The following is a 10193-nucleotide window of genomic DNA, read 5'->3' on the forward strand; positions in this document are numbered from 1 at the left end:
TTATCCCTCCTGCAACGTTAACACCAGCTGTTCCATCAGTACCTGGGCATTCACGTTGGAACGAAGCCGTTTTTTAGCTTCCAGCACAGCATGAATTTGGTTCATTACGACTGCCTGCGTTGATTGTAATGCATGAGACTCTATATTGTCCATCAAATCCTGATATAAAACCTGTCCATTATTTCCCACTTGAATGGACAACACATCACGATAGATGAACAGTAACAGATCCAGTCCAAGCTCCTGCTGATCTTTTTCTTTAAAAAAAGGCATCCACTTGTCATGTATATAAAAGAAAGCATGTCCTCTTCGATGAGTTAACACTTCATATAATTTTATCACTATCGATCTTGCTTCTGCAAACTCTTCATTCCGACTTAATTCGAGTGCTTCAGCCACATTTCCCGTTAAATTAGATAAAAGAGCCGCCAAGTGTGCAGAGACACCCTCCTTGATGAGGTCTTTTTCAATGGAAGAAGGAGCCAGCGGCCTGAATGTTAACATTTGGCATCTGGAAATGATCGTATTAAGCAGCTTCTGCGGCTGCTCGGTAACTATAACGGCCATTGTTCCGGGATTCGGTTCCTCCAAAAATTTCAACAAACTGTTTGCCGCATTGGCCGTCATCTGATCTGCATGAAAAATAATGTACAGTTTCTTTTTGGATTCGACACCTGTCTTTTTAAATTCTTCCTGAAGTGCCTGGATTTGGCCCTTTTTTATCGATTGGCCGTCCGGACGAATGACGAATACATCCGGATGATTCCCTGACTCGATTCGTTTGCAGTTTCTGCACGTTTCACAAGGCTCAACACCCGATTCAAGGCAGAAAAAACTTTTCGCCAGCAAATAGGCAGCGTCTGATTTCCCCGTGCCTCTCCCGCCTTCAAACAAGTAAGCATGAGCCAAGCGCTCTTTTTTTATGCTATTTGAAAAAAGCTTCATTACGGCCGGCTGATGGCCCTCCATTTCAGTCCAGCTTCTACCCATTTTATCAACTCTCTATGTGTACAGGTTTATTAATAGTCCCTTGATCTCGCCGATTCGTTCCAGCAATAAAACGGAATCCTGTTCTTTATTCAATAGATCCTCCGTCAGCTGAATCAGTTTTGTGTCCAATTCTTTTACAACGGTTAACGTCCGGCTGTTTCCATAAAGGTCAAAGCTTCTCGATTCTTCGAGAGATAAACCGCTTTCGACAGCTTCCTTTACAAATCGTTTAACTAACCCTTTGAATCTGGCCAAGTCTTTAAAATTTCTCGACTTGGCCAGACGTTTTCCAAACTCTTCTATGTCAGACAACAGCTTCGTCAGCTGATCCGCTTGAAGCCTTCCCTTTTCTTTTTCCATAGCGGATTTAAAAGAAGGGGACGTAGTTGCTTGCTTGGCCGAAATCTGCTTTTGCAGCTCCGTGATACGAACGTCTTGATTAATTTTCACTATCCGTTCACCTTAAAATTGATGGAATTTTTCAACCGGCATAACAAACACGGTCGCACCGCCGACTTCAACTTCTACTGGATACGGAACATAGGAGTCAGCGTTTCCTCCCATTGGAGATACAGGAGTAACGAGCTGATCGCGTTTCCTTCCGTTTTGCTTAATAATATCAAGCACCTTTTCTACGCGAATATCCTCTGTACCGATCATAAATGTCGTGTTGCCTGACTTAAGAAATCCGCCCGTCGTTGCAAGCTTAGTAACGCGGAAATTATTTTCAGTCAATGCTTTTAGCAAGGTATTGCTATCTTGATCTTGAACGACTGCAATGATTAGTTTCAATTTTCGGACCTCCTCGTATTTGAAAACATTATTTCTTATTATATCATATAGGCCATTAGGTCATATTTTCTTTTGAATAATGGAATAGACATCGTGACAAACGTCTTCAATCGATCGTTCAGCAGAAACGGTCTCGATTCTGCCTGCAAATCGCTTGATCACTTCCTGGTAGCCCTGCTGCACTCGCTTATGAAATTCAATCGTTTCTAAATCAAGACGATTCTTTTCCCTGTCGCTGCTCTCTTCAATCCTCTTTAAGCCTTCTTCAGGATCGATATCAAAATAGATCGTCAAGTCAGGCATTGCGTCTCCGATTGCAAACTGGTTAATCGAATAGACCTCATCGATGCCAAGACCTCTTGCAAACCCTTGGTACGCAAGCGAGCTGTCGATAAATCGGTCACACAAGACTATTTTCCCGCTTTTCAGCTCTGGCAATACTTTTTCAACAAGATGCTGCCTTCTTGCTGCCGCGTAAAGGAGGGCTTCTGTCTTTGCATCCATCGCAGTGTTTTCTTCTTTTAAAATCACTTGGCGAATTTGCTCGGCAATGTCAATTCCCCCTGGTTCCCGTGTAGCGGTGACGCTGTGGCCATCCTTTTCAAGCCGCTCTTTAACCTTTTGAAGAATTGTCGTTTTCCCTGCTCCTTCTGGTCCTTCAAATGTAATAAATACTCCTGTCATGGTGTCTCCTCTTCTATATAAACAAGTAATTGATAATTGTGATTGATCCCGTTCCCTTGTATCCGGGCTTTCTGATCAATAAGCCTCTTTAGTATCTCAGCTTTTTCCTCTATAATTCGTTCTCCCGGCAAAAGTAGTGGCACTCCCGGCGGATACGGGATAATTGGTCCCGCACACACGCGGCCGATTGTCTTTTCAAGGGAGAGCGGTTCTTTTTTGAATGACGCAAGTATTTCTTTGTCATACGCTAATTCCGTTATTTTTTCAGACGGTTGATCCGACGTGAGAGCTTTCCGCCCTTGCCGCCTTGTCCTTTCTACTTCCTTGTCTATCGCTTGAAAACGTACTTTAGAAATCGATCTGTTCTTTTCCATGGGCAGCACAAAAAGCACAAATTGTTCGTCTGCCATTTCCGGATGAACATCAGCCGCTTCAAACAGCTCCTTTAATTCATATCCAGTATGCCCGCACTTTGATTGGACAGCAAGCTTTAACGGATCTGTTTGAATGGACGGATCTGTTGGTTTTTTAATTTCAACATGCTGCATTTCCGCAAACAAGCCATGAAATGATGCAATATCCTTCACAATCGCTTCCAGCTGATTTGAATAGATGATCTCATCAAGATAGGCTCTTGCCAAATCAAGTGAAGCCATAATCGGATAAGATGGGCTGCTGCTTTGCAAAATTGACAGATAGTAAGCGATCCGTTCTCTGTTGATCCGGTCGCTGTTGAGATGAAGATAGGATCCCATCGTCATCGCCGGCAGCGTCTTATGAGCCGAATGGACGACGACATCAGCACCCATCTGCAGGGAAGACAATGGAAACGGCTTGCCCAATACAAAATGCGCGCCGTGCGCTTCATCAACAAGGACAGGAATTCCGCGGCGATGGGCCTCCTTGATCGATGGTGCCAGGTCTGTCACGTGGCCATAATACGTCGGATTTGTCAGTACAATCGCTTTTGCTTCAGGATAGAGCGACATCGCTCTATTCAGTGTCTCCTCCGACACGTGAGTGGGCAGCTTCATGTCCAAGTCAATTTCCGGGCTAAGGTAAACCGGGTAAGCGCCGGCCATCTCGACGGCGTGAAACACCGACTTATGGCAGTTCCGCTGCACCAAGATCGTATCACCCTGCTGACACGAGGCCAATATCATTGCCAGGTTGCCGACAGTGCTGCCGTTAACTAAGAAAAAAGTTTCGCATGCACCGTAGAGCTTTGCGGCCAGCTCCTGTGCTTCCTTAATCACGCCTTCGGGATGATGGAGGTCGTCCAAGCCTTCTATTTCTGTCAGATCAAGCGCAAGCAGTGAATCATAAAAGGGGCGGGCCTTATCAAAAAAGACATCCCCGTTGTGATGTCCCGGCACATGAAACGAATAAGGATTGGATTGCACGTGGCGCAGTAAGGCGTGGAATAATGGTGTTTTCAATTTGAACGATCCTTTTAAAATATGTTCTTATTTGTTGTACTTGTATTGTAACATAAGTTCCCATACCAAGTATAAAGCTAGGAAAAGGGTTTTTTTCCTGTGTAAATATTATTATATAATTATTTTTGACACATATTTTAACAGCTTACCATAACCAATCCGTAACATAAGAAATTCAGGCGAACGGGGGTTGTTTTTATGAATAAAAAAAACTTAAAAATTTGGTCACTCGCTTGTTTTATAATATGTCTCTTGCTTTGGGCGCCTAATCTCATTTTTCAAATAAGCAGCCCTTTCTGGACTTTTACTTTTTTAGTCGGTCCAATTGGAATAGCTCTTGGTATTTTTGGCAAAAGCTATGTATTCACTATTTTGAATGCGATTATGAGTTTCAGCTTTTTTATTTTCATATTTATAGGATATTCTTTATTTGGGCCATAAGTGATAATTTGAAAACGCTGTTCCTGAATTTTTTTCACTGAAATTAAAAAAGAGCCTTTCCAAAAAAGGCTCCTACGGCAAATACGTTTGATTGTTTTGGTCTGATTTTATATTCAGCAGCTTTTGCTTTAAGTCGTCTTCCATGGCCAATATTTCTTGCTCTGCCTGCTGTCTCTTCGTTCGGCCTTCCTCTTGAATTTTCAAGGTTTCTTCCAGCGTTCCGACGAGATTTTCCTGAACTTTCTTTAACGTTTCAATGTCGACAAGCCCTCGTTCGTTTTCTTTTGCCGTTTCAATCGTATTGGCCTTCAGCATTTCTGCATTTTTCAAAAGCAGCTCGTTCGTCGTTTTCGACACTTGCTTCTGCGCTTCAACCGCACTGCGCTGGCGCATAAGCGTGAGGGCAATTGCCACCTGGTTTTTCCACAATGGAATCGCCGTCATAATCGACGATTGAATTTTTTCGACGAGTGCTTGATTCGTATTTTGAATGAGGCGGATTTGCGGAGCGCTTTGAACAGTAATTTGCCGGCTAAGCGTTAAATCGTAAATCCGTTTTTCCAGCCGATCGACAAACTGCATCATATCATTAACGTCTTGTACAGCCATTTGGTCGTGTCCGGAGTCTGCCTTTTTTTGAAGCTCGGGCAGCAGTTTCGTTCGAATCTCTTCTATTTTCAGCTCTCCGGCTGCGATATAGACATTCAAGGCTTGAAAATAGTCTCTGTTTCTCTCATATAACTCCTCGAGCAATTTGTTGTCGCCTATCAACGCTTTCTTTGAATGCTCCAGCTTGACGCTGATCCGATCAATTTGCGCACCAGTTTTTTGATATTTTGAGAGTACCTCCTGAATGGAATTGGATACCTTTCCGAATAAACGGGAAATCACGTTTTTCTTTTGCGGAGTCAGATCATCCGGATTTACATTTTCAAGCCGTTTCATGAGATCGCCAAGTATTTGGCCAACCTCGCCTATGTCCTTTTTTTGGACATGATCAAGCATTTGGTGAGAAAAATTCAAAAGCTTGGACTGGGCGGAAGTCCCATACATCGCCAGGCTTTGCTGGTTATGCGGATCAATTTGTCCGGCAATTTGGCGTGCCTTTTCCTTGTTTTCTTCCGGCAGCACGTCGATAAGTCTCGCCTGCTTTTTCTCGTTTTTTTGCGGACTTGCAGGAATGGCCTCATGATCGCCAAATGGATCAGCCAGCAAATCATCAAATGAGGATTGTGCAGCGTTGCTTTTCTCATTGCTCATCAGGGGTCGCTCCTTTCTCTGGATGTTCCCGTTATTTTTTGCTTAATGAATGCTTAGCTACATCCAATTCGAACTGCAAATGATCAATATCCTTTTCAAGCAGATCGTACAAATCCTTTTCCAAACTCTCAGCAAGCTGGGCAATCGTCCAGCGGGTATCGCTTAGAGACATCTGTATTTCCGCATTTTTCTTTGGCTGTGTGGCAAGAAGCGCATACTTCTCTGTCAGCTCAACGATTGACTCCAAATTTTCGAAGTAGAATTTTTCTGCTTGATAAAACCGTTTTGGCTCTTTCTTGGTAATGACATATATGCGTTTGACTATGCGAAAAATCTCAAAATTTTGCTTAATCGTATGCAGATTTTTCACCGCAAATAACGCCTTACGTAAACGAGCAATTTTCAATTTCGCCTCATGCAGGTTTTTCTTAATATAAATATATTCTCGCATCGACAGCTGATTTTTCCGTAAATAGAGATAGTGTCCAATCCAGAGCGTTCCTGAAAAAACGACAAACCATCCGCCCACAGCATACAAACTCGAGATTAAAAACGTTTGTCCAAAAGCGAAATAACTAATCAGCCCTGTGATCACTGCTATCGTGGAAGCCGACGCAGCTCCCGTCAGGACATGCAAAAATGATCTCATTTTACGATTCGCTCCCTGTTATTCATTCTTCTATAAACTATACGGTCTGAACTTGATAAAAGTTTCATTCTATTTCCATTGTATAAAAAAGAGAGGAATTTGTCTCCTCTCATTAATCTTTCCTTTTAATCAGACTTTTAACGGATCGTTGAAATAAAAAAAGACCAGTAACGGTCTATGAATATAATGGGGGGGTATGCAAGCTTTTTAATTTTTTTACGTATTCTTTATACTCAGGATCAGATGCAGAGGTAGCTACTATTTTTCTCTCACATTGTAAACATATGAATTTCATTTGAACATGGATACCTGCATTCTTCTTTTCATCACATATAATGCACGTTTCCCCATAACGGGATTCCTCACTCATGCTCCCACCTCCATGGCTTTAGTATGCCCCGGCAGCCTATTTTCTATACAATATTCTGAATTATTTCTCAGGTCCATTTATTATATGAATCTCCTTCGATTAGAGTGTATGTCAGATTTCGAATGATTAGGCTTAATAAAAGTAGGTGTAGTTCGTTATTTTTCTCCATTATGGATAATAAATGCTTTTTGATTCTCTATATTTGAAAATCCTTTTCTATACTGCTATCCTTATGTCTGAACTCGAAAATAAAGGTGGCACACGAATGCAAAATCGAAATGAGGTTGGGACGTTAAAAAAAGGGTTGGATATTTTTCAGCTGCTTCTAGAGCATCCGAGCTTGTCCATTCAAGAAATCATTGAAATGCTGCAGCTTAACCAAAGTACCACGTATCGGTTGGTTAGCACGTTGGAACAGAACCATTTCATTTCGAAAAATAACAATCGTTATGAAATATCTGACACTCTTATCTCGAAGATTCTCCAGAAGAGCAAGCACACAAATTACGATTTAACGTGGAAGTCTGTATCTTTTATGGATAAGTTGAGTCAAGAAACAGGAGAGACAACGTACATTGGCATGATGCAAGGAACGGAAATGATGATCACACAAGCCGTCCAAGGAAAATATGCGACACGAACCCACCTTGAAGTCGGCGATCGGCTCTCTCTTCACGCAGACGCGATCGGAAAATGTATTTTAGCGTTTAAAGAAAAAGACGAGCAATCCCGGATCATTAACAGCTTAACGTTTGAAAAAAGGACGGATCACACCATTACATCGCTTGATTTATTTCTTGAGGAACTAGATCGTATCAAAAAGAACGGGTATTCCTTAGACAATGAAGAAGGTGAAATTGGCGTCCGATGTGTCAGTGCGCCGATTTATAAAGGTGATCAAGTGATAGCTGCCGTTGCGATCTCGGGTCCCTCCGTTCGTGTGTCCAAAGAAAAAGACGAGGCTCATGTCGAATTGGTTAAAAAATGCGCCAAAGAGATTTCGGCATCTCTTTAAAAAGAAAAGGAGGAAACAACATGGAATTAAATGCTTCAGCAGAACCACAAGCACAAGCGTCTGTGATGACCAGACAGAGCTGGATTGCTCTTCTTTCGCTGGCCATCTGCACCTTTTCGCTTGGCACGACAGAATTTGTCATTGTCGGATTGCTGCCAACCGTAGCGGACGCATTGCATGTAACTGAATCTCAGACCGGGCTACTAGTCTCAGCCTATGCAATAGGCATTGCCATTGGCTCGCCGATTTTCACTTCATTAACCGGATCAATGCCCCGTAAAAAGCTATTATTTATGCTTATGGTCGTATTTATTTTAGGAAATGCAGCAGGCTCCATTGCTCCAACATTTGGACTTATTTTAATTTCCCGAATTATAACAGCTGTTGCGCACGGCGTATTTTTCTCCGTTGGAACTGTAGTTGCCGCTGAAATGGTTCCCGCAAATAAAAAAGGCAGTGCAGTATCAATGATGCTATCCGGCTTAACCATTGCAACCATTTTGGGTGTGCCATTTGGTACGGTCATCGGTCAAGCGTTCGGATGGAGATGGACATTTATCGGAGTTGCTCTGTTAGGAATTATCGGCTTTATTTGTTTACTTCTCTTTTTACCGAAAAACATAAAAATGGATGCTCCTCCTACCTTTAGAGATCAAGTGAATCTGATTTCTAATGGCCGGGTTATCCTTGCACTTCTCATGACCATTCTAGGATTTGGGGGTACGTTTGTATCGTATACTTTTTTAGCACCCATCCTGCAAGACATTACCGGATTTGCGGAAGGCTCTGTTAGTGTCATTTTACTCGTATATGGCGTTGCAGTGGCGATCGGGAATTTGATTGGCGGAAAGATTGCCGACCAATATCCAATTAAGGGGCTACGCGTAGTGTTTCTGCTTCAGGCCGTGATATTGGCTGTTTTTTCTTTAACAGCGCCATTTCAAGCACTGGGACTCGTGACCGTCTTTTTCATGGGGCTGTTTGCCTTTATGATGAACGCCGGTGTACAGGTGTATACTGTGTCCTTAGCTGATAAATTCGTGCCCACCGCCAGAAATATAGCATCAGCATTCACCATTTCTTCCTTTAATATTGGAATTGCTTCAGGCTCCTACATTGGAGGCATCGTTACGGACAGCATCGGACTTATTCATACCGCTTGGATCGGCGCCCTCATGGTTGTCGGAGCTATTATTCTGGCATTCGTTAATTATGGTTTAGATAAAAAACAGCAATTATTTGAACAGTAACGCTGCCTTGGAAGTCTTTGCTACCCAAGGTACGAGGTAGGAATAAAGATAATAATTGAAGTAAATCAGAGAGATCAGAGCCTTGGTTCTGGTCTCTTTTTTTGTTGCCTGTCCCCTTCGAGTCGCACTGACTGAAGCTGGTTTCCTTTATGCGACTATTTTGGCGAGATATCCTGCCATTGTGGGAATATATCCGCTCTTGGCTGAAATAAGCCTCCATTACCCGCCGCCAAAACCACCAACACATCTCGCACCATCTCTTCTGCTGTGCGATTTTGAGGACTTTGGCTCTACTGCACAGCTGACCCAAATATGCCCCAACTAATGACAAGGATGGTGGCTTCTTTCCATCCAGAAAGATTGAAAATATTAAAAGACGAAATCATAGCAGTTTCGTATAATGGAAAAGTGAACATTTATGATAAGAATATTAATAAGAAAAGTTCATTCGATTTTTACGCTGGGAATAATGACTTTTTATTGAATGATGTTCAGTTCGACACTAATAAGATGTATGTTTTGATTAAAGGATTTGATATGCAGAAGGATAATGTTCTTGGAGAAATAACTTCGTATGAACTGAAGTCTGGAAAAAAGGTGAAAACCACTCAATTAAAAGCAAAGAAAGAGTGGGAAATTGCTCGGTTTGAATTATTGAATAACGACAGTTAAGGAGGATACTGATATTAACCCACTATTAAACCCCGCGTATTTCTTACTCCTTATCCTGCCAGCGTTCTCTTTTGTTTTAGGGATTATAGGATATTTAATCTTTAAAAAGGTATGGATAATGGTTGTAATTGTGTTGATATTTTCTTTAGGCTATATGTTTATTGAAATTGGTCCGGAACCAACATTCCTAATTTGGGTATCCATTATGACTGGAGCTTGTTTCATTTCTGGTTTAATCACTAAGTCTATAGCAAACTTAATAAAGAGATAAAAAGGTCATAAATGACAGCCAAATATTAAGTTGAACATGGGTTTTTATAAAAGAATATACAGATAAATTGCAAGAAGAGCATGTTTTGATAATCTATTTTCATAACATGCTCTTCTAATATTCAATGGAGTCAATTATTTTCTAAACATTTCATTTACTTTTTGTTTAAAATATTGACAACGGGAATTTTTCTAATATAAGTTTTTCTATTATCCATTTTAAACAGAAAAAAGACCAGCTTGGATAAGCTGATCCTTTTCCTACGATGTGCTTGGCGGCGTCCTACTCTCACAGGGGGAATCCCCCAACTACCATCGGCGCTGAAGAGCTTAACTTCCGTGTTCGGCATGGGAACGGGTG

13 protein-coding genes and 1 rRNA gene are annotated in these 10193 nt (G+C 41.8%); 5 read left to right on the forward strand and 9 right to left on the reverse strand.

The window, feature by feature from the left end:
* From holB to JOC74_RS22930, 5 genes are read right to left on the reverse strand one after another with little or no spacing between them, the layout of a single operon-like run.
* Entirely contained in the window at positions 1–990 is a 990-nt protein-coding gene (holB, locus tag JOC74_RS22910) for a DNA polymerase III subunit delta' (RefSeq protein ID WP_053605088.1), read from the reverse strand.
* 12 nt (positions 991–1002) lie between these two features.
* Positions 1003–1440 carry a YaaR family protein gene (locus JOC74_RS22915; RefSeq protein WP_053605087.1) on the reverse strand — a complete coding sequence of 146 codons (438 nt, stop codon included), beginning with the start codon at positions 1438–1440 and terminating at the stop codon, positions 1003–1005.
* A gap of 12 nt (positions 1441–1452) precedes the next feature.
* Positions 1453–1782 carry a cyclic di-AMP receptor DarA gene (darA, locus tag JOC74_RS22920; protein WP_053605086.1) on the reverse strand — a complete coding sequence of 110 codons (330 nt, stop codon included), beginning with the start codon at positions 1780–1782 and terminating at the stop codon, positions 1453–1455.
* Between the two features lie 60 nt (positions 1783–1842).
* Positions 1843–2466 (reverse strand): dTMP kinase, encoded by a 624-nt coding sequence (gene tmk / locus JOC74_RS22925; RefSeq protein WP_053605085.1) that lies wholly within the window; start codon positions 2464–2466, stop codon positions 1843–1845.
* Positions 2463–3905, reverse strand: coding sequence for an aminotransferase class I/II-fold pyridoxal phosphate-dependent enzyme (locus tag JOC74_RS22930; RefSeq protein WP_053605084.1), 1443 nt, complete (start codon positions 3903–3905; stop codon positions 2463–2465). Before JOC74_RS22930 ends, tmk begins: the two co-directional genes overlap by 4 nt.
* A 198-nt stretch (positions 3906–4103) precedes the next feature.
* On the opposite strand from JOC74_RS22930, the gene JOC74_RS22935 reads away from it, so the two are divergent.
* Positions 4104–4346 carry a hypothetical protein gene (locus tag JOC74_RS22935; RefSeq protein WP_053605083.1) on the forward strand — a complete coding sequence of 81 codons (243 nt, stop codon included), beginning with the start codon at positions 4104–4106 and terminating at the stop codon, positions 4344–4346.
* Between the two features lie 72 nt (positions 4347–4418).
* On the opposite strand, the gene JOC74_RS22940 is transcribed toward JOC74_RS22935, so the two are convergent.
* The 3 genes from JOC74_RS22940 to JOC74_RS22950 form a co-directional block, all read right to left on the reverse strand.
* Complete coding sequence (locus tag JOC74_RS22940) at positions 4419–5606, reverse strand: toxic anion resistance protein (protein ID WP_053605082.1); 1188 nt, start codon at positions 5604–5606, stop codon at positions 4419–4421.
* A 31-nt stretch (positions 5607–5637) separates the two neighbouring features.
* A complete protein-coding gene (locus tag JOC74_RS22945) occupies positions 5638–6255 on the reverse strand; it encodes a 5-bromo-4-chloroindolyl phosphate hydrolysis family protein (protein ID WP_053605081.1) in 618 nt (205 codons plus the stop codon).
* A gap of 175 nt (positions 6256–6430) precedes the next feature.
* Entirely contained in the window at positions 6431–6625 is a 195-nt protein-coding gene (locus JOC74_RS22950) for a sigma factor G inhibitor Gin (protein ID WP_053605080.1), read from the reverse strand.
* Positions 6626–6890: 265 nt separating this feature from the next.
* On the opposite strand from JOC74_RS22950, the gene JOC74_RS22955 reads away from it, so the two are divergent.
* The 4 genes from JOC74_RS22955 (at position 6891) to JOC74_RS22970 (ending at position 9833) form a co-directional block, all read left to right on the forward strand.
* Positions 6891–7640 (forward strand): IclR family transcriptional regulator, encoded by a 750-nt coding sequence (locus JOC74_RS22955; RefSeq protein ID WP_053605079.1) that lies wholly within the window; start codon positions 6891–6893, stop codon positions 7638–7640.
* Positions 7641–7660: 20 nt separating this feature from the next.
* Positions 7661–8890 (forward strand): MFS transporter, encoded by a 1230-nt coding sequence (locus JOC74_RS22960; RefSeq protein ID WP_053605078.1) that lies wholly within the window; start codon positions 7661–7663, stop codon positions 8888–8890.
* A 312-nt stretch (positions 8891–9202) separates the two neighbouring features.
* Positions 9203–9562, forward strand: coding sequence for a hypothetical protein (locus JOC74_RS22965; protein ID WP_053605076.1), 360 nt, complete (start codon positions 9203–9205; stop codon positions 9560–9562).
* A gap of 97 nt (positions 9563–9659) precedes the next feature.
* A complete protein-coding gene (locus JOC74_RS22970) occupies positions 9660–9833 on the forward strand; it encodes a DUF2651 family protein (protein ID WP_264080197.1) in 174 nt (57 codons plus the stop codon).
* A gap of 269 nt (positions 9834–10102) precedes the next feature.
* Here the strand turns inward: JOC74_RS22970 and rrf are convergent.
* Positions 10103–10193, reverse strand: a 5S ribosomal RNA gene (gene rrf / locus JOC74_RS22975); the annotation flags it as partial.

Source organism: Bacillus capparidis (assembly GCF_017832095.1).
Classification (GTDB): Bacteria; Bacillota; Bacilli; order Bacillales; family Bacillaceae; genus Bacillus; species Bacillus gobiensis.

Excerpts from the sequence above, each read along its gene's own strand:
- JOC74_RS22960 (WP_053605078.1), top strand. The coding sequence starts at position 7,661 with ATGGAATTAAATGCTTCAGCAGAACCACAAGCACAAGCGTCTGTGATG.
- JOC74_RS22965 (WP_053605076.1), top strand. The coding sequence starts at position 9,203 with ATGCCCCAACTAATGACAAGGATGGTGGCTTCTTTCCATCCAGAAAGA.
- JOC74_RS22935 (WP_053605083.1), top strand. The coding sequence starts at position 4,104 with ATGAATAAAAAAAACTTAAAAATTTGGTCACTCGCTTGTTTTATAATA.
- JOC74_RS22940 (WP_053605082.1), bottom strand. The coding sequence starts at position 5,606 with ATGAGCAATGAGAAAAGCAACGCTGCACAATCCTCATTTGATGATTTG.
- JOC74_RS22945 (WP_053605081.1), bottom strand. The coding sequence starts at position 6,255 with ATGAGATCATTTTTGCATGTCCTGACGGGAGCTGCGTCGGCTTCCACG.
- tmk (WP_053605085.1), bottom strand. The coding sequence starts at position 2,466 with ATGACAGGAGTATTTATTACATTTGAAGGACCAGAAGGAGCAGGGAAA.
- JOC74_RS22955 (WP_053605079.1), top strand. The coding sequence starts at position 6,891 with ATGCAAAATCGAAATGAGGTTGGGACGTTAAAAAAAGGGTTGGATATT.
- JOC74_RS22950 (WP_053605080.1), bottom strand. The coding sequence starts at position 6,625 with ATGAGTGAGGAATCCCGTTATGGGGAAACGTGCATTATATGTGATGAA.
- holB (WP_053605088.1), bottom strand. The coding sequence starts at position 990 with ATGGGTAGAAGCTGGACTGAAATGGAGGGCCATCAGCCGGCCGTAATG.